The sequence below is a fragment of the Dietzia aurantiaca genome, from assembly GCF_021033825.1.
GTDB classification, from domain to species: Bacteria; Actinomycetota; Actinomycetes; order Mycobacteriales; family Mycobacteriaceae; genus Dietzia; species Dietzia aurantiaca.
The window spans coordinates 114858-133269 of the sequence record NZ_JAIFXZ010000002.1; the positions used below are offsets into that span (position 1 = coordinate 114858).

Sequence of the window (18412 nt, forward strand, 5' to 3'; positions counted from 1 at the left end):
CCGTGACCGACACGGTTGCCCCACCTTCCGGGGTCGGCGACTGCCGGGAGGTCGGACCCGGAGAGTCCGCCGCGCTCTCGCGCGTACTCGACACCGATCCCTACGTGTCGGCTCCCGCCGCCGAGAAGTACCTGCTCTCGGGCGTCGCCGGGGGAGCGGACGGTCGCTTCCTCACCCGTGGCGGGCCGGAACGGTCGCTGGTGTTCGTGGGCAACTCTGTTCTCCCGATCACCGGGGACGCCGAAGATCACGCGGCGCTCGGCCGCGCCGTGGTCGACATGGGTCTCGGACCGATGTCGGTACACGGCCGTCGGGACCAGGTCGCGCTCCTGTGGCCGTCGCTGGGATGCGGCTGGGGCCCCGCCCGGGAGCACCGGACGGCGCAGTTCCTGATGACGCTGGGGTCACCGGTCGATCCGACCCTGGTCCTGGACGGGATCCGACCCGCCACGTTGCAGGAGTTCGAACCGGTACTCGCGGCCGCCGCGGACATGTATCGAGAGGAGTTGCTGGCCGACCCGTTCGCCGTTGGGGCCGGCGCTCCTTTCCGGCGGCGCGTGGCACGGTCCGTGGCGCGCGGCAGAACCTGGGTCGGTGTCGACCGGGGACGGGTGTACTTCAAGGCCGACGTCGCCGCGGTCTCCTCGCGCGTGGCGCAGATCCAGGGAGTGTGGGTCGAGCCGGCACTCCGGGCAACAGGGCTGGGCGCCGGTGGCACGGCGGCAGTCTGTAGCGCCCTCCAGTCCCGCGGGCTGACCCCGTCGCTGGTGGTCAACGGCTCCAACGCGCCCGCGCGCGCGGCGTACCGCCGGGTCGGGATGGTCGACGTGGTCGACTACGCGACGATCCTCCTGTGAGGGGTGGGCCGCACGATCCGGGCCTTCGGCGGTCCCGGGATGTTGTGGGACAATCGAGTCGAACCGTCAACCCGTCGACGCCGAGTGGTCTTCGAGCAGTGATCACGCAGCCCCGGACGTCGACATCGAAAGGTGCCACCGCCGATGACCGCGCCCGAGACCGATCGCGCCACTCCGGATCACGACGCGGGGGGAGTCGCCGGTGACCCGCGATTCCGGTCGGATGCCGCAGCGGACCGGGTGATGCGGCGCCTGCTGCGCGTCGACGGACTCGATCCGTCCGCCAGCACGGGCGCACACCGTGCGTTCCGGACGTCGGTGCTCGTCTCCGCCGTGAGGTGTCTGATCACCTACCTGTTGATCCCGATCCTCGTCCCGCTGCTCAGCCTCTCCGGTTGGGTCGCGGCGCCGATCGGGATCGTGTTGTGCGTGATCGCGGTCGTCAACGGCGTCGTGAGTGTGCGCCGCTTCTGGACGGCGGACCACCCTCGCCGCTGGGTGTACACGGGCTTCATGGCCGTCGTGTTCGTCATCCTCGGGGTGGCGATGGTCTCCGAGCTCCACCGGATGGGGGTGATGTGATGGAGTCGCACGAGAGCCCGGACACCGAGGTCGAGCCCCGGAGCGGGCAGCAGCCGGCGGGTAGCTCGCGGGGCGAGGTGATCTCGATGGTCCTGTTCGGACTGATGGTGATCATCGCCTCGGTGTGCTTCGTGATCTGGTGACCCCACCCGCGTCCGGCCGTGTCCGTCCGGTCACGACCGGATGCCGCTGGTTCCGGGTCGCGTCGCAGGAGGGCGTGCGGCCGGGTCCCGGGAACGCGCCTATCCTTGGGGCATGACCGCCTCGACCCGTCCGCCCCTCGTCCCCGGCACGCCGACCCCGATTCGCACCGTGCCCGAGTCCATCCCGCGCCCGGAGTACGCGTGGCGAGACCGGGTCGACGAGGCGAACGGCGAGGCGTGGGTGCAGCCGCCCGAGGTGATCGAGGCCATGCGGGTGGCCAGCAGGCTCGCCGCGGACGCGCTGGTGCTCGCCGGCGAGGCCGTCGCCCCAGGGACCACCACCGACGAGGTCGATCGCGTGGTGCACGAGTTCCTGTGCGACAACGGTGCCTACCCGTCGACTCTCGGTTACAAGGCGTTCCCCAAATCGTCCTGCGTCTCGCTCAACGAGGTGATCTGTCACGGAATCCCGGACAGCACGGTCATCGAGGACGGCGATATTGTGAACGTCGACGTCACCGCCTTCATCCACGACGTGCACGGCGACACCAACGCCACGTTCTTCGCCGGTGAGCCCCGCGAGGAGGTCCGGCTCCTCGTGGAGCGGACCCGGGAGGCGATGAACCGGGGGATCAAGGCCATCCGGCCGGGGCGTGAGGTCAACGTGATCGGCCGCGTCATCGAGTCGTACGCCCGCCGGTTCGATTACACGGTCGTGCGGGAGTTCACCGGCCACGGGGTCGGCCCCACCTTCCATAACGGTCTCGTCGTTCTCCACTACGACGACCCGAGTCGAACCGAGGTCCTCGAGCCGGGGATGACATTGACCGTGGAGCCGATGATCTCGCTCGGAGGTCCGGGCTTCGACGTCTGGGACGATGACTGGACCGTGACGACCGCGGACAAGGCCTGGACCGCGCAGTTCGAGCACACCGTCGTGGTGACCGAGGACGGGTACGAGATCCTGACGCTGCCCTCCGCGCGCTGAGGTCCCGCTCCTCGCACGGCCATCGAGGAGGCCCGGAATTCGATTTGGACGTATGTCCCACTAAGTCCTCCCGCCAGTGGACAACAGGGTGCATACTGTCCACCATGATCGACACCCGCAGCGGACCCGTGGACCAGATCGACCTCCTCGTCCTGGGAGCCGGCTTCGGCGGCATCGCCATGGCTGACAGGCTGCTCAGCGACGGCCGTGGCCGGGACTTCCTCGTGCTGGAAAGGGCCGAGGACGTTGGCGGTACCTGGCGCGACAACACGTACCCCGGTTGTGCGTGCGACGTGCCCACGGCCTTGTACTCGTTGTCCCGCCACGCCCATCCGGGCTGGTCGCACTCATTCGGGCGGCAGCCGGAGATCTTCGCGTACCTGAAGTCGGTGGCGGACCGGATCGGGCTGCGGGACCGCCTCGTGACCTCGTGTGAGGTGGAATCGGCGAAGTGGGATGCCGAGAATTCCCAGTGGGTCGTCGACACGAGCAGGGGGCGGATCCGTGCGCGTCATCTCATCGCGGCCACCGGAGCGCTCTCCGCACCCTCCGTTCCGAATCTCCCCGGGCTCGAGGACTTCGAGGGAGAGGTCTTCCACTCCGCGCAGTGGCGCCACGACATCCCGCTCGAGGGCAAACGGGTGGCGGTGGTGGGCACGGGGGCGTCCGCGGTCCAGTTCGTCCCGGAGATCGCACCGATCACCAGACACCTGACCGTGTTCCAGCGGACGCCGGGCTGGGTCCTCCCGCGGCTCGACCGGAGCATCTCCGAGTCCCGGAGGCGGTGGTATTCGCGGATCCCGCTGCTGCAGCGGATCGTGCGTGGGCGCATCTACCTCGGTCGCGAGTTGTACGTGGTCGTCTTCACCCGTGCGCAGTTCCTCCTCCGGTTCTACGAGATGTTCGCGCGCCTCTACCTGTTCCTCCATGTGCGGGACCGGAAGATGCGTAAGGCACTCACCCCGGACTTCTCGATCGGATGCAAGCGGATCCTGCTCACCAGCAGGTGGCTACCCGCCCTGACCCGGCCGGATGTCACGCTCGTACCCGATGCGGCGTCCGCGGTCACGCCGACCGGGGTGGTATCCGGCGACGGAACCGAGATCCCCGCCGACGTGATCATCTTCGGCACCGGGTTCCAGCCGTCCGAGCCGCCCATCTCGCGGGTCGTCACCGGTGCGGACGGTCGTACTCTGGCCGAGCACTGGGGCGGCAGTCCGCGCGCACACAACGGTGTCACGGTCGCCGGCTTCCCGAATCTGTTCCTGATGTACGGGCCCAACACGAACCTCGGGCACTCGTCGATCGTGTACATGCTCGAGTCCCAGGCCGAGCACATCGGCAAGCTGCTCGACCTGTCGGACCGGGCGCGCCACAAGACCATCGAGGTCCGCGGAGATGTGCAGTCCGAGTACGCCGACCGTATGGACCGGGAGCTCGCCAAGACCGTGTGGAACGAGGGGGGCTGCTCCAGCTGGTACTTCGACTCCAGCGGACGCAACTCACTGCAGTGGCCGAGCTTCACGTTCCGGTATCGCGAGCAGTTGAGGAATCTCGACCCGTCCGACTTCGTCGTGGGCTGACCCGGGCCGCGGCGGCGTCGGCCGCGGGCAACGACGAGGGCCGGCACACCAGACGGCGTGCCGGCCCTTCGGGCTGCGTCAGAAGCCGCGGTCGGGGAAGTCGAGGCCGAGGAGCGCGTTCTCGACGACCTCGGCCATCGCGGGGTGGATCCAGTACTGGCGGCGGGCCATGTCGGGCACGGTCAGCCCGAACTCCATGCCCTGGATGAGGATCTGGATCAGGGACGGTGCGTGGGCACCCATGATGTGGGCACCCAGCAGGTGGCCGGTTGACCGATCGGCGATGAGCTTGCAGCAGCCGACCGAGTCCTCCATCGCCCAGCCGTAGGCCACGTCGCCGTAGTCCTGGGTCTTGACCGTGATGTCATGGCCGGCCGCACGCGCCTCGTCCTCGGTCATGCCGACCGACGCGATCTGCGGCCACGTGAACACGGCGTACGGGACGTTCGCGTGATGGAACGGTTGCAGGTCGTCGGGGTGACGCAGGTTGTGTCCGAGCACACGCTGCTCGTGGTTGGCGACGTGCTTGAGCTGGAACGGCGAACTCACGTCGCCCAGGGCCCACACGCCCTCGGCGGAGGTGCGGCCGAACTCATCCACCTGAACGCGGTCGCCGTCCATGGCGACCCCGGCGGAGTCGAGCCCCAGCAGGTCGCCGTTGGGGGTGCGGCCGGTGGCGACCAGCAGCGAGTCCGCCGCGCAGGTCGAGCCGTCCTCGAACGTGATCTCCACGCCCCTGTTGTCCTCGCCGGTGGCGGTCATGGCGGTGATGTGCTGCCCGAGCCGGACGTCCCAGTGGCCGCGCGCACTCTCGGTGAACCGTTCGGCGAGCTCGCGGTCGAGGTGCTTGAGCAGGACGCCCGAGCGGCCGATGACGGTGACCTCCACTCCCAGCGACGAGAACACGTGGGCGAACTCGCACGCGATGAATCCCGAGCCCTGGATCACCATCGACCGCGGCAGCTCGGGGATCCGCATCACGTCGTCACTGGTGTGGTACGCCACGCCCGACTCCGTGACGATCTCGGGGATCGACGGCCGCGCGCCTGCGGCGATCACGACCTCGTCGGCGGTGATGATCTCGCCGGCGCCGGTGTCGATGGTGCGGGGTCCCACGAAGGTGGCGTGACCGTCGTAGACCGTGACGTTCTCGCAGCGGTTCCGCCGGTAGTCCTCGCCGCTCGAGGCGATGGGGTCGATGCGCCGGTCGAACACCCGGGAGACCATGTCCTGCCAGCGCACGCCGTCCAACGTCGCGTCGACGCCGTAGGTCCCTGCGTGCGCGACGGAGGTCGCGGTGTCCGCCGCGTAGACGAACATCTTCGTCGGGATGCAGCCGACGTTGAGGCAGGTACCGCCGAACGACCCCTTCTCACAGATCGCGACGGATTTGTCGGCGAAGGACTCGTCGATCAACGAGTTGCCGCTACCCGTGCCGATCACGATGAGGTCGAAGTGGCGCGAGGGGGTCTGCGTCATGGGGGTCAGAACTCCTTGGTGGGTGAGGACAGAGTGCGGTCCAGCCAGGTCCCCAGGCGGTCGAAGACCACCTCGAGGACGTCGGGCCGGGAGAGCAAGACATCGTGTCGCGCGCCCTCGACGGGCACCTCGGTGACGTCGGCGGACACCCGGTCGGCGAAACGCTCCATCGAGCGCACGTCGAGGATGAGATCGGTGTCGACGTCGACACTCGCGCCGCGCCTGCCGACCGACGAGGCCGTGGACCGGAGCAGGAGCACCGGCAGCGGCAGGTCGAGGCCGCGCTGCAGACGCCGTTGGGCTCGTCGGACGGCGGCGAGCCATCCTGCACGTACGCCAACCCCACCCGGGGGCTTGAGCGTGAGGTCGTAGTGGAAGTCCCCGTCGTGCTCCGCGTGCGTGCTCGTGACGTAGAGGTCCGAGGACGGCAGGGGGAGCCGGTAGTAGGGGCGCACCGACGCGATCGTCCGGATGACCGGGTCGAGAATCCTTCGAGTCCGGTCCGGGACATCGAGTTGGAACCAGGGCGAGTTCAGGATCAGTCCCACGACGGGGTCGAGCCGACCGCCGTCACGCCGGCGGGCGAGCCACAGGGGAACGACCAGGCCGCCCGTGGAATGTGCGGCGACGACGACGGGGAGTCCGGGATGTTCGGAAGCGATCACCGCGAGCGACTGATCGAGCTCGTCGTCGTATCTCTCCAGGTCGGTGGTGAAATGCGGCGTCAGCCCCTCCCGTCTCGAGCGGCCGCACTTGCGCAGGTCGACCCCGAACGTGGCGATGCCCCGCGCGGCGAGGAACTCCGCCAGGTGCGTGTGGAAGAAGTAGTCCGACAGCCCGTGGACCACGAGTACGACCGCGACCGGATCCGCAGGTGCCTCCTCATGCCGGACCAGCGTGGCAGAAATCGGCCCCTCGCCGTCCGGGTCCATCCCCAGCGGCAGTTCACGACGCCGGTAGGCCGGGCCGAGAAGGTCGGGGTCCCACTCGGCGGCGGATCCGGAGCGCCCGGCGGGATCAGGAGGGGAACTGGACACGGCGACCACCCTAGCCCGGTGTTGCCGGCCCCCGGACCGGTGTGCCCTGCCGGTCGGGCCGTGAGTAGTCTTGTAGCCCTCAGGTCGCGGGCTCCCGCCGGGGTCCGCGACGACTGGAAATTCGGGTCCACGACCAACGAGCGAGGGTAGCCGGTGACTGCAGACCAGGTGGCAAAGCACGGAACGACGGATGTGGCGCTCATCGGCGCCGGCACCATGAGCGCGACGCTCGGTGCCCTGCTGCGTCGACTCCAGCCGGACTGGGACATCCAGATCTACGAGCGGCTCGAGGGGCCCGCGTTGGAGTCCTCCGACGCCTGGAACAACGCTGGTACCGGACACTCCGCGCTGTGCGAGCTCAACTACTCGCCGAAGACCGCCAGCGGGGACGTCGACATCACCAAGGCCGTGAGCGTCAACGAGAAGTTCCAGGTCTCCCGGCAGTTCTGGTCGTACGCGGTGGAGAACACCCTGCTCGGTGATCCGACCGAGTGGATCCGGCCGGTGCCGCACATGAGTTTCGTGACCGGCCGGGACGGTCAGGACTACCTGCGCAAGCGATACGACAAGCTCGCCGGGCACCCGCTGTTCCCGGGGATGGAGCACACCACCGACTTCAGCGAACTCGAGCGTCTCGTTCCGCTGATGGCGCGCGGTCGTTCGCCCGAGCAGCCCTTCGCGCTGAGCCATTTCGCGGGAGGCACCGACGTCAACTTCGGCGCCCTCACCCGCCAGTTGGTCAAGTACCTCACCCGAACCGGGACCGAGGTCCACTACCAGAACCAGGTCAAAGATCTGGAGCGCAACACCGACGGGACCTGGCGCCTGACCGTGGCCAACCGCCACACCGGTGACGAGCGCACGGTCGACGCGAAGTTCGTCTTCGTCGGGGCCGGCGGCGGTGCCCTGCACCTGCTGCAGAAGTCGGGCATTCCGGAGATCAAGGGGATCGGTGGCTTCCCCGTGGGCGGCCAGTGGCTGCGCTGCACCAACCCCGAACTCGTCGAGCAGCACCAGGCCAAGGTCTACAGTCAGGCCTCCGTGGGCGCACCGCCGATGTCGGTCCCGCACCTGGACACCCGTGTCATCGACGGCAAGAAGGGCCTGCTGTTCGGCCCCTTCGCCGGCTGGACCCCGAAGTTCCTCAAAATGGGCAGCTTCATGGACCTGCCTAGCAGCGTCCGAGCCGGCAACCTGCTGCCCATGGCCAATATCGGCCTCACCGAGATGGGTCTCGTCAAGTACCTCGTCACCGAACTCGCCAAGAACCACGGCGCCCGTGTCGACACCCTGCGCGACTTCGTGCCCTCGGCCCAGGACGGCGAGTGGGAGAAGGTCGTCGCCGGACAGCGCGTCCAGGTCATCAAGCCCAAGCCCGGTGGTCGGGGCGGCACCCTGGAGTTCGGCACCGCCGTGGTCAACGCCGCGGACGGGTCGATCGCCGGCCTGCTGGGCGCGTCGCCCGGTGCCTCGACCGCCGTGGACGCTATGGTCGACGTGCTCCGACGCTGCTTCCCGACCCGTTTCGCGGAGTGGACACCTGCGCTTGAGGAGATGATCCCCTCGCTCGGTCGCGACCTGGCCGCGGATCCCACGCTGTTCACCGAGCAGTTCGAGCGCTCCACCCGCACGCTCAAGCTCGACCAGAAGGTCTGACACTCAGCACCGCCCGCGGGGCGCCGCCACGCCACATCCCCCGACCTGCGTCCGCGCGAGGTCGGGGGATGTCTGTCATCACGGACACCGCGGCCCAGGGCGGGGAACGCGATCAGGGGCCGATAGGATCGACCGCATGATCCGGCCCGTGAACCCGTACCCCGTCGGCCTGGAGCTGGAGGGCCGTCGAGTCGTGGTGATCGGCGGTGGATCCGTGGCCCAGAGGCGTATTCCCGTCCTGCTCGAGTCCGGGGCCGCCGTCCATCTGGTGAGTCCGGAGATCACCCCCACGCTGCAGGGTCTGGTCGATGCCGGCCGCATCTGGTGGCAGCCCAGGGAGTACCGGAGCGGAGACCTCGAAGGCGCCTGGTACGTGGTCGCGGCCACCAAGGACTCGCTCGTGAACGCCCGGGTCGCCGCCGAGGCCGAGCAGCTGCGTACGTTCTGCGTCCGCTCGGACGCGGTGAGCTCCGGGACCGCGGTCACCCCGGCGGTCGTCCGTCGCGGCCAGATGCTCGTCTCGGTTCTCACCGGGGACCGGGCACGGACCGCGGAGGCGCGGGACGTGGTGGCGCTCGCCCTGAGCGAGGCGGCTGCGGAGTCGCCCGAACTCGACGAGACGCTGCGCGGGACCGTGGCGCTGGTCGGCGGCGGGCCCGGCGCGGACGACCTCATGACCATCCGCGGCCGTCGGCTGCTGGCGCAGGCCGACGTCGTGGTGGCCGACCGGCTCGCGCCCCAGCGTCCGCTCGCAGAACTCCGGTCCGACGTGGAGATCGTCGATGCGGCGAAGATCCCCTACGGACGTGCCATGGCGCAGGAGGCCATCAACCAGGTGCTGGTGGACCGGGCACGCGAGGGCAAGTTCGTCGTGCGACTCAAGGGCGGCGACTCGTTTCTCTACGGCCGCGGTTATGAGGAGGCCCAGGCGTGCGCGGAGGCGGGGATCCCGTGCTCGGTGGTGCCCGGGGTCTCCAGCGCGCTGTCCGTGCCGGCGCTGGCGGGGATCCCGGTGACCAACCGGGGGATGACGCACGAGGCGACGATCGTCTCCGGGCACCTCCCACCCGGGCACGCCGACTCGCTCGTGGACTGGCAGGCGCTCGCGCGCATGCGCGGAACGCTGGTGATACTGATGGGCGTCAAGAACACGCCGGCGATCGCCGAGGCGCTCGTGGCCGGCGGCAGGGACGCGAACACCCCGGCTGCCGTGGTCATGGACGGCAGCCTCGAAGGTCAGGCGACACACCGGTGTACTCTCGGAACGCTCACGGCGGTGCTGGCGGAGAAGGACGTCCGCCCTCCGGCCATCGTGGTGGTGGGCGAGGTGGCCGGGCTCCCGCAGGTGCTGTCCGAATCCTGAGGGGCGGACCGCAGCCGCCCGACTCGGGTGTCACGGGGCTGTGAGCGCCCGGAAAAAGGTCGGTTTCCTGTCCTCCGACGATGTCACCACGGTAGGGCGACCGTCGGGGGTCCGGCCTTACCGAGCGGCGCCGGTGTCGTCGTCGTCCTTCTTCCTCAGGGTTCCGTGACCAGGGTCAGGACAGTGTCCGAGGTCCGTTCGATCGCGTGCCCGGCACGGCGGGCGACCCGCAGTAGCGAACCGAGATCCGACAGTTCGGCGCGAGAGGTCGCGAGCGTCCGCGCCAACAGCCCCTTGTGGTGCTTGGAGAAATGCGAGATGACCTTGCGGGTGCCGTCCGGGTACTCGGTGACCACATCCACGGTCACCGCGCCGGGCACCGGGCCCAGCTGGTGGTAGCCACCGGATCGTAGGTCGAGTACGAGCTCCTCCGCCCACTCCGCGACCGCGTCGGTGAGGGCGGTACGCCACGTCGCCCGGAGCGTCCCCAACCCGGGCAGCTGTGTGCCCGCCGACAGCCGGTAATGGGGGATGGGGTCCGCGGCGGCCACCAGTCCGAACAGCGCCGAACCGATCCACAGGCGCGCCTCGGCGCGCGCCCGGGTGGCCTTGGTGAACGAGGCCTGGTCGAGGGCGTCGTACAGCACCCCGGTATATCGGCTCAGCGCCGGAGCGGTGGGAGATGTCCACAGCTCGGCGTCCAGCGTCACCTCGCCGGACAGGGCGTCACTCAATCCGAGCAGGCGCTGGGCCTCGCCGGGATCGTCCGTGCACACCGCGACCAGCGCATCGGCGACCGTGCGGCGGGTCGCGGTCAGGGACGGCAGGGACAGTCCGGCCAGGTCCAGGGGGACCCCGGAGCCGCCGACGGACTTGGTCTCGGAGGGTGAGAGGAGGATGCGCACCCGCCAGAGGCTACCGTCGGGACGGGCGCGCGCCGCGGGGCGGCTACGCTTGACCACCGTGATCACGCGTCTGTCCCACCTTTTCCTGCGCACGCTCCGCGACGACCCGTCCGACGCCGAGGTGCTGAGCCACAAACTGCTGGTGCGCGCCGGCTATGTCCGCCGCGTCGCGCCCGGCGTGTACTCGTGGCTCCCGCTCGGCCTGCGCACGCTCCGCCGCATCGAACAGGTGGTGCGCGAGGAGATGAACGTCTTCGGCGCGCAGGAGATCAGCCTGCCCGCGCTGCTGCCGCGTGAGCCGTACGAGACCACCGGCCGGTGGACCGAGTACGGCCCGGCGTTGTTCCGGCTCAAGGACCGCAAGGGCAACGACATGATGCTCGGCCCCACCCACGAGGAGCTCTTCACGCTCACCGTCCAGGGCGAGTACTCCTCGTACAAGGACCTGCCCGTCACGCTGTACCAGATCCAGACCAAGTACCGCGACGAGGAGCGGCCGCGGGCGGGCATCCTCCGTGGGCGAGAGTTCGTCATGAAGGACTCGTACTCCTTCGACGTCGACGATGCCGGTCTCGAGCGGTCCTACCAGTCGCACCGCGATGCCTACCAGCGCATCTTCGACCGACTCGGCATCGACTACGTGATCTGCACGGCGACCTCCGGGGCCATGGGCGGCTCCGCGTCCGAGGAGTTCCTCGCCGTATCCGCCGCGGGTGAGGACACCTTCGTCCGGTCGACCGACGGCGAGTACGCGGCCAATGTCGAGGCCGTCGAGACCCCGGCGCCCGCGGCGCTTCCGTTCGACGGTCTCCCCGAGGCCGTCGTGCACTCCACGCCGGACACTCCCACGATCGAGACCCTCGTCGCGTGGGCCAACGATGCCGACCTCGGACGGGACATCTCCGCGGCGGACACGCTCAAGAACGTCATGCTCAAGGTCCGTGAGCCGGGCAAGGACTGGGAGTTGCTCGGTGTGGGCGTCCCGGGCGACCGCGAGGTCGACATGAAACGCATCGAGGCCGCGCTCGAGCCGGCCGAGGTCGCGGTGCTCGAGGAGGCGGATTTCACCGCCAACCCGTTCCTGGTCAAGGGCTACATCGGTCCCCGGGGCCTGCTGGCGAACGAGGTCCGCTACCTCGTGGACCCGCGGGTCGCCGAGGGCACGTCGTGGATCACCGGGGCGGATGCGGCGGGAAAGCACTACGTCGGACTGGTCTGCGGCCGCGACTTCACGCCCGAGGGCACGATCGAGGCGGCCGACGTCCGCGAGGGAGATCCCGCCCCCGGTGGCCACGGAACCCTGACGCTCGCCCGTGGCATCGAGATCGGCCACATCTTCCAACTCGGCCGCAAGTACACCGATGCCTTCGGGTTCGACGTACTCGGGGAGAACGGCAAGCCCGCCCGCGTGACGATGGGCTCCTACGGAATCGGTGTCTCGCGTCTCGTCGCGGTGCTGGCGGAGCAGTTCGCCGATGATAAGGGGCTGGTGTGGCCCACCGAGGCCGCTCCCGCGGACGTGCACGTGGTGATCGCGAACAAGGACGAGGCCGCCATCAGCGGCGCGGGCACCCTCGTGGAGGCGTTCGACACGGCCGGGCTGGAGATCCTCTTCGACGACCGTAAGGCGTCGCCCGGGGTGAAGTTCAAGGACGCGGAACTGATCGGCGTGCCGTGGGTCGTCGTGGTGGGGCGCGGGTGGTCCGAGGGCACGGTGGAGCTGCGTGAGCGGGCCACCGGTGAGGTCATCCAGATCGCCGTCGACGGGGCCGCCGAGGAGATCATCCGCCTCGTCCGCGCCGAGCGCTGATCAGGTAGCCGGCGGGAACCCGGGTAGCGCCTCGAACGGCGCGCCCGGGATCAACGTCCGCCACCGGGCGAGCTGGACCGCCGCGGCGGTGAGTGCGTCCAGGCAGAACAGTCGGCGATCGGGTTCCGCGGAGGTGCCCAACTGGGCCCGCCACGCCTCGCAGCAGTCCGACTCGATCCGGATCGCGAGGAGCACCGGGGCGGTGGGTGTGTCCGGCCCGGCGAGGTATCCGACCGGCGCGGGCGGGGAATCGGGCCACAGTTCCTCAGCGGCATCGCGGCGCGCACGGTGCGCGGCCAGTTCACGCCGGACAGCAGCCTGGATCGAGCCATCCGCTGTCGCCAGCAGGAGTCCGTAGCCGTAGACGGCCGCGTCCTCTGCCGCCAGACCTACCGGAGTCGTCACGAGAGTTCCACCTCCACTGCCGCGGTGCACGCCGCCGAGACCGACCCGGTCAGTTCGGCCCTGGCCCCGTCGGCGGCCACCGCCACGTCCGCGGCCTGCTCGGCATCGCCGCGGAGCCGGGATCTGACCTCGGCGACAGGCGGGCAGGACGCGGCGGCCCCGGGTGGGGGCGTGGTGGTCGCCGTACCCGACGCCGCGGGGTCGTCGACGAGTTCCCCCAGGCGCTCGGCGTGGATTCGACGGACCTCGGCGAGACGCCGGAGGGCGTCCGCGTACTCGCCGTGGGACGCGTCCGCCGCGGCGAACTCGCGTGCGTCGCGCTCGGCGGCGCGGATGAGTTCGAGGATCGGGTCGGGACTGTCGTCACCGGTCGGGACCGCGCACCCGGTGGCCACCGCCAGACCCACGACGCCGGAGGACACGGCCAGGAATCGGCGCCGCGAGAGCGCGACGGAGGAGGAGCTGAGCACCCCGACATCCTGCCAGGGGCGGGGGATCAGGCGCGGAGGCGGTACAGTGATTCGGCCCGTCCGTGATCCGGACCGGCCCTCGAAAGCCGCACACCAGGAGCACAGTGATCGTCCCCGAGCCCGACAGGGCCCACATTCGTAAGGCGGTCTCGGACCGCGGACTCGACCTCGAGGAACTCCGAGAGGACGAACGCGCTGCCACCTGGCGTGTGACCGTCGTCGTGGACGGCGACGGGGGCGTATCGCTGGACACCCTCGCCGCATTGTCGACCGAGCTGGATCCGCTCGCGGAGCAGTGGGGTGGAGCCGATCGGCCGGTGACCCTTGAGTTGACGAGCCGGGGCGTCGACGCGCCCCTCGTCGAGCGCCGCCATTGGCGTCGCGCCCACGGTCGCCAGGTCGACATCGAGTACACCGACGGCGCGACGGGGCCGGCCCGCGGCCGGGTCGGCGAGATGGACGAGACCGCCGGCACGGTACGCATCGTGTCGAAGTCTGGTCGAGGGATCAACGTCGGCTCGGTAGCGTTGGACGACGTGGCCAGCGCCGTGATCAGGGTCGAGTTCCGGCCCGCCCCCCAGGACGAGATCGACCTGCTGCAGGAGCCGGGCCAGACCGGGAGCGGCGTGCGAGAAGGAGAAGATCGGTGAATATCGACATGGCGGCACTGAACATGCTGTCGCAGGAACGTGAGATCCCCCTGGACGATCTCGTCTCGACGCTGGAGAACGCTCTTCTCACCGCCTACAAGCGGACCGATGACGCCCACCGTGTCGCGCGGATCGTGCTGGATCGCAAGGCCGGAACCGTGGCCGTGATGGCCGCTGAGGTCGACGACGAGGGCAACCGCATCGGTGAATTCGACGCGACCCCGTCGGATTTCGGCCGTGTGGCCGCGGCGACGGCCCGCCAGATCATCCTGCAGCGCCTGCGCGAAGCCGAGACGGAGAAGATCTACGGCGACCTCGTGACCCGCGAGGGCGAGGTCGTCAGCGGCGTCATCCAGTCTGATTCCCGGGCCAACGCCAAGGGGATCATCGTCGTGCACATCGGCCCGGAGAACGGGGGGACCGAAGGGACCATCGCGCCGGCGGAGCAGGTTCCGGGGGAGACCTACGAGCACGGCGACCGGATCAAGTGCCACGTGGTGGGAGTGCACAAGGGCCCCCACGGGGCGTCGGTGTCGCTGTCGCGCACCCACCCGGATCTGGTCCGTGGGCTCTTCGCCCTCGAGGTGCCGGAGATCGGTGATTCCTCCGTGCGGATCGCCGCGGTGGCCCGAGAGGCGGGCCACCGCACCAAGATCGCGGTGGAGACGACCGTGTCCGGACTCAACGCGAAGGGTGCGTGCATCGGGCCCAACGGCGCCCGGGTGCGGGCGGTCATGGCGGAGTTGGGCGGCGAGAAGATCGACATCGTCGACTACGACGACGACCCCACCGTGTTCGTCGGTAACGCACTCTCCCCGGCCAAGGTGATCTCCGTGACGGTCGCGGACGAGGCCACTCGTGCCGCGCGGGTGGTCGTTCCCGACTATCAGCTCTCGCTCGCGATCGGCAAGGAGGGGCAGAACGCCCGGCTCGCTCATCGTCTCACCCAGTGGCGCATCGATATCCACAGCGACGCCGAGTGAGGGCACGCCGCGGGCCCGCTCCCACGCGGTCGGGCGCGCCGTTAGTGTCGACACCCCGTTATCTGTAGACTGATCAGTTGTCACAGTGACTTCACGTCCACCTGCCCCGTACGGGCGAGGCGGCGAGAAACCGAGGCGGCCGGATGCGGGTACGTAAGGACCAGCACGAAGGCCCTGTCGAGGCAGCGGGTCCCACAAGGACCTGCGTCGGCTGCCGTGGCCGGGATTCGGACTCCCGGCTCCTGCGGATCGTCCACGATCCGCGATCGGCTGCACTCTCGCCCGATCCGCGCCGCAGGGCGTCGGGACGAGGAGCCTGGGTGCATCGCGACGAGCGGTGCATCAGGACAGCACTCGACCGCAAGGCCTTCATCAGGTCGCTGCGAGTCGCCGGGAACGTGTCCCAGGATGCGGTCTCGGGGGTGCTCGAGGCGGTGCGTCTCGAGCACGACACCACCCGCCGGCCGAGCGGCCCGGTAGGGGGAGCACAAGAAAAGGAACGGACCAGACACGATGAGCACACCGTGAAGCTCCAGCGATGAACGTCCATCGAATGTAGACCGAGGTCGCGCGGCCAGCCCTGCCGTGAAGACCTCGCAGTGAGGAGAGCAGTGGCAGGCAAGCCCCGGGTACACGAACTGGCAAAAGAGTTCGGTATCACCAGTAAAGAACTTCTGACGAAACTCCGCGATCAGGGAGAGTTCGTCAAGTCGGCGTCATCGACGCTCGAGGCACCGGTCGTCCGGCGTCTTCGTGAGTCGCTCGCGCCGGCGGGTGGCAACGACGCCGCCCCGTCCGCCAAGTCCGGCACGACCTCCGCGCCCAAGCCCGGCGCGGCGGGTAAGCCCGGCCCCCGTCCGGGCGCCGATCCGCGCACCGCCGCGCCCTCGCCGGCGTCGGCCGCCAAGCCCGCTGCACCCGCCGCGGGCCCGAAGCCCGGTGCCGCACGGCCCACTCCGGCCCAGGCCGGGAAGCCGGCTGATGCGGCGTCGAAGCCAGGCACCTCCGCGCCGAAGCCCGGCGCTGCTCGGCCCACCCCGGCCGCGCCCGAGGCCCCGGCGGCATCGGCACGCCCGGCTCCCGGACCGCGTCCGGCCGGGCCGAAGCCGGGTCCCAAGACCCCGCGCGTCGGCAACAACCCGTTTTCGAGCGGAACCACCCCGGCGCCGCGTCCCCAGGGCGGACCCCGCCCCGGACCCGGCCAGTCCGGCCCCCGCCCCGGTCCGGGGCAGGCCGGCCCCCGCCCGGGTGGCTCCCGTCCCGCACCGGGCCAGGGTGGTCCTCGTCCGCCGCAGCGTCCGGGTGCCCCGGGCCAGGGTGGTCCCCGCCCGTCTCCCGGCAACATGCCGCCGCGTCCCAACCCGGGTCAGATGCCCGGCCAGGTCGCGCGTCCCGCCGGTGGCCGTGGTCGCCCGGGCGGCCCGGGCGGTCGTCCCGGCGGCGGCGGTTTCCGCCCCGGCGGTGGAGGCGGCGCTCCTGCTGCAGGTGGCGGCGGTTTCCGCGGTCGTCCGGGTGGCGGCGGCCGTGGCCGCGGCGGTGCCGCGGGCGCGTTCGGCCGCCCCGGCGGCGCCCCCCGGCGTGGTCGCAAGTCGAAGCGGCAGAAGCGTCAGGAATACGATTCGATGCGGGCACCGGAGGTCGGCGGCGTCCGGCTCCCGGACGGTCGCGGGCAGGTCCTGCGGCTGGCCCAGGGTGCGTCGCTGAGCGACTTCGCCGACAAGATCGACGTCAACCCGTCCCAGTTGGTCCAGGCCCTGTTCAACCTCGGCGAGATGGTCACGGCCACGCAGTCGGTCACCCCGGAGACCCTTCAGCTCCTCGGTGAGGAGATGGGCTTCAAGGTCCAGGTCGTCAGCCCTGAGGACGAGGACCGGGAGCTCCTCGAGTCGTTCGACCTGTCCTTCGGTGAGGACGAGGGCGGCGAGGACGATCTCGAGCGTCGTCCCCCGGTCGTCACCGTCATGGGCCACGTCGACCACGGTAAGACCCGGCTGCTCGACAGCATCCGGTCCGCGAAGGTCGGCGAGGCCGAGGCCGGTGGCATCACCCAGCACATCGGTGCCTACCAGGTCACGTCCGAGGTGGACGGCGTCGACCGCACGCTCACCTTCATCGATACCCCGGGTCACGAGGCGTTCACCGCCATGCGTGCCCGCGGTGCCAAGTCGACGGACATCGCGGTCATCGTGGTCGCGGCGGACGACGGCGTGATGCCGCAGACGGTCGAGGCGATCAACCACGCGCAGGCGGCTGAGGTGCCGATCGTGGTGGCGGTCAACAAGATCGACAAGGAAAGCGCCCAGCCCGACAAGATCCGCGGTCAGATGACCGAGTACGGACTCGTGCCGGAGGAGTACGGCGGCGACACCATGTTCGTCGACATCTCCGCCAAGCAGGGCCTGAACATCGACTCGTTGCTCGAGGCGATCGTCCTGACCGCGGATGCGTCTCTGGACCTGCGGGCGAACCCGGACATGGACGCGCAGGGTGTCGCCATCGAGGCGCACCTGGACCGCGGTCGCGGCCCTGTCGCCACGGTGCTGATCCAGCGCGGTACCCTCCGCGTCGGCGACTCGATCGTCGCCGGTGACGCCTACGGCCGCGTCCGTCGGATGGTCGACGAGCACGGCGACGACGTCACCGAGGCGACCCCGTCGCGTCCGGTGCAGGTCATCGGTCTCACCAGTGTCTGTGGCGCCGGCGACACCCTGATGGTTGTCGAGGAGGACCGCACCGCACGGCAGATCGCCGACCGTCGTAACGCGCGCAAGCGCAATGCGCTGGCCGCACGCAGCCGTCGCCGGATCAGCCTCGAGGATCTGGATTCGCATCTCAAGGAGACGAGCCAGCTCAACCTCATCATCAAGGGCGACAACTCCGGTACCGTCGAGGCCCTCGAAGAGGCCCTCATGGCTATCGAGATCGACGACGAGGTGCAGCTGCGGGTGATCGACCGCGGTGTCGGTGCCGTCACCGAGACCAACGTCAACCTGGCGGCCGCGTCCGACGCGGTGATCATCGGGTTCAACGTCCGCGCGGAGGGCAAGGCCACCGAGATGGCCAACCGCGAGGGCGTCGACATCCGGTACTACTCGATCATCTACCAGGCGATCGACGAGATCGAGGCTGCGCTCAAGGGCATGCTCAAGCCGATCTACGAAGAGAAGCAGCTCGGACAGGCGGAGATCCGCGAGATGTTCCGCTCCTCGAAGGTGGGCAACATCGCCGGTTGTATGGTGCTCGACGGCATCATGCGGCGTAACGCGAAGGCCCGGCTCATCCGCGACGGCAACGTCGTCCAGGAAGAGATGACCATCACGTCGCTCCGGCGCGAGAAGGATGACGCCACCGAGGTCCGCGAGGGCTTCGAGTGCGGTCTGACGGTGTCGTACTCCGACATCAAGATCGGCGACATCATCGAGACGTACGAGCTCGTGGAGAAGCCGCGCGACTGACGTCGCCGGTCACGACCGTGGGGGCAGGTTCCGTGGAGAACGGGCC

Annotated in this window: 17 protein-coding genes; 12 read left to right on the forward strand and 5 right to left on the reverse strand. The window is 69.7% G+C overall.

All coding sequences use genetic code 11. The annotated features are described in order from the left end of the window. The first annotated feature begins 2 nt into the window (after positions 1 to 2). The 5 genes from K3888_RS03120 to K3888_RS03140 all read left to right on the forward strand — a co-directional run bounded on the left by K3888_RS03120 (position 3) and on the right by K3888_RS03140 (position 4153). Positions 3 to 857, forward strand: a complete 855-nt coding sequence (locus K3888_RS03120; protein WP_230928775.1) for a GNAT family N-acetyltransferase — start codon at positions 3 to 5, stop codon at positions 855 to 857. Between the two features lie 144 nt (positions 858 to 1001). Further along, the gene (locus K3888_RS03125) at positions 1002 to 1439 is read left to right on the forward strand and encodes a hypothetical protein (protein WP_230928776.1); all 438 of its coding nucleotides are present in this window, start codon (positions 1002 to 1004) and stop codon (positions 1437 to 1439) included. Then, positions 1439 to 1582, forward strand: a complete 144-nt coding sequence (locus tag K3888_RS03130; RefSeq protein ID WP_230928777.1) for a hypothetical protein — start codon at positions 1439 to 1441, stop codon at positions 1580 to 1582. Before K3888_RS03125 ends, K3888_RS03130 begins: the two co-directional genes overlap by 1 nt. A 112-nt stretch (positions 1583 to 1694) precedes the next feature. Next, positions 1695 to 2570 (forward strand): type I methionyl aminopeptidase, encoded by an 876-nt coding sequence (gene map, locus K3888_RS03135; protein WP_230928778.1) that lies wholly within the window; start codon positions 1695 to 1697, stop codon positions 2568 to 2570. Positions 2571 to 2674: 104 nt separating this feature from the next. Further along, complete coding sequence (locus tag K3888_RS03140) at positions 2675 to 4153, forward strand: flavin-containing monooxygenase (RefSeq protein WP_230928779.1); 1479 nt, start codon at positions 2675 to 2677, stop codon at positions 4151 to 4153. Positions 4154 to 4231: 78 nt separating this feature from the next. Here the strand turns inward: K3888_RS03140 and mtr are convergent, their stop codons facing one another. After that, positions 4232 to 5632, reverse strand: a complete 1401-nt coding sequence (gene mtr, locus K3888_RS03145) for a mycothione reductase (RefSeq protein WP_230928780.1) — start codon at positions 5630 to 5632, stop codon at positions 4232 to 4234. A 5-nt stretch (positions 5633 to 5637) separates the two neighbouring features. Beyond that, positions 5638 to 6669 carry an alpha/beta hydrolase gene (locus K3888_RS03150; protein WP_230928781.1) on the reverse strand — a complete coding sequence of 344 codons (1032 nt, stop codon included), beginning with the start codon at positions 6667 to 6669 and terminating at the stop codon, positions 5638 to 5640. A 153-nt stretch (positions 6670 to 6822) separates the two neighbouring features. Here K3888_RS03150 and mqo point away from each other — a divergent pair, with 153 nt between their 5' ends. Both mqo and cobA read left to right on the forward strand, forming a co-directional pair. Further along, on the forward strand, positions 6823 to 8325 hold the full coding sequence (mqo, locus tag K3888_RS03155) for a malate dehydrogenase (quinone) (protein ID WP_295651885.1): 1503 nt from the start codon (positions 6823 to 6825) through the stop codon (positions 8323 to 8325). Between the two features lie 136 nt (positions 8326 to 8461). Further along, positions 8462 to 9688: a uroporphyrinogen-III C-methyltransferase gene (gene cobA / locus K3888_RS03160; RefSeq protein WP_230928782.1), complete on the forward strand. Its 1227-nt coding sequence runs from the start codon at positions 8462 to 8464 to the stop codon at positions 9686 to 9688. 155 nt (positions 9689 to 9843) lie between these two features. Here the strand turns inward: cobA and K3888_RS03165 are convergent, their stop codons facing one another. Beyond that, entirely contained in the window at positions 9844 to 10593 is a 750-nt protein-coding gene (locus tag K3888_RS03165; protein ID WP_230928783.1) for a YaaA family protein, read from the reverse strand. A gap of 58 nt (positions 10594 to 10651) precedes the next feature. Here K3888_RS03165 and K3888_RS03170 point away from each other — a divergent pair, with 58 nt between their 5' ends. Beyond that, positions 10652 to 12403, forward strand: a complete 1752-nt coding sequence (locus K3888_RS03170; RefSeq protein ID WP_230928784.1) for a proline--tRNA ligase — start codon at positions 10652 to 10654, stop codon at positions 12401 to 12403. Here K3888_RS03170 and K3888_RS03175 read toward each other — a convergent pair whose 3' ends face one another. Both K3888_RS03175 and K3888_RS03180 read right to left on the reverse strand, forming a co-directional pair. Then, positions 12404 to 12808 (reverse strand): DUF4439 domain-containing protein, encoded by a 405-nt coding sequence (locus tag K3888_RS03175; RefSeq protein ID WP_230928785.1) that lies wholly within the window; start codon positions 12806 to 12808, stop codon positions 12404 to 12406. It abuts the gene before it with no gap. After that, on the reverse strand, positions 12805 to 13278 hold the full coding sequence (locus tag K3888_RS03180) for a hypothetical protein (RefSeq protein WP_230928786.1): 474 nt from the start codon (positions 13276 to 13278) through the stop codon (positions 12805 to 12807). Before K3888_RS03180 ends, K3888_RS03175 begins: the two co-directional genes overlap by 4 nt. Before the next feature lie 104 nt (positions 13279 to 13382). On the opposite strand from K3888_RS03180, the gene rimP reads away from it, so the two are divergent. The 4 genes from rimP (at position 13383) to infB (ending at position 18366) form a co-directional block, all read left to right on the forward strand. After that, a complete protein-coding gene (gene rimP, locus K3888_RS03185; RefSeq protein WP_230928787.1) occupies positions 13383 to 13928 on the forward strand; it encodes a ribosome maturation factor RimP in 546 nt (181 codons plus the stop codon). After that, entirely contained in the window at positions 13925 to 14911 is a 987-nt protein-coding gene (nusA, locus tag K3888_RS03190; RefSeq protein WP_230928788.1) for a transcription termination factor NusA, read from the forward strand. The genes rimP and nusA overlap by 4 nt, the downstream gene beginning before the upstream one ends. 143 nt (positions 14912 to 15054) lie before the next feature. Beyond that, complete coding sequence (locus tag K3888_RS03195; protein WP_230928789.1) at positions 15055 to 15453, forward strand: YlxR family protein; 399 nt, start codon at positions 15055 to 15057, stop codon at positions 15451 to 15453. Between the two features lie 69 nt (positions 15454 to 15522). Continuing rightward, positions 15523 to 18366: a translation initiation factor IF-2 gene (gene infB, locus K3888_RS03200; RefSeq protein WP_230928790.1), complete on the forward strand. Its 2844-nt coding sequence runs from the start codon at positions 15523 to 15525 to the stop codon at positions 18364 to 18366. The last annotated feature ends 46 nt before the right edge of the window (positions 18367 to 18412 follow it).

Coding starts and splice junctions, on each gene's coding strand:
- cobA (WP_230928782.1), top strand. CDS start 8,462: ATGATCCGGCCCGTGAACCCGTACCCCGTCGGCCTGGAGCTGGAGGGC.
- K3888_RS03195 (WP_230928789.1), top strand. CDS start 15,055: ATGCGGGTACGTAAGGACCAGCACGAAGGCCCTGTCGAGGCAGCGGGT.
- K3888_RS03125 (WP_230928776.1), top strand. CDS start 1,002: ATGACCGCGCCCGAGACCGATCGCGCCACTCCGGATCACGACGCGGGG.
- K3888_RS03140 (WP_230928779.1), top strand. CDS start 2,675: ATGATCGACACCCGCAGCGGACCCGTGGACCAGATCGACCTCCTCGTC.
- mtr (WP_230928780.1), bottom strand. CDS start 5,632: ATGACGCAGACCCCCTCGCGCCACTTCGACCTCATCGTGATCGGCACG.
- K3888_RS03130 (WP_230928777.1), top strand. CDS start 1,439: ATGGAGTCGCACGAGAGCCCGGACACCGAGGTCGAGCCCCGGAGCGGG.
- map (WP_230928778.1), top strand. CDS start 1,695: ATGACCGCCTCGACCCGTCCGCCCCTCGTCCCCGGCACGCCGACCCCG.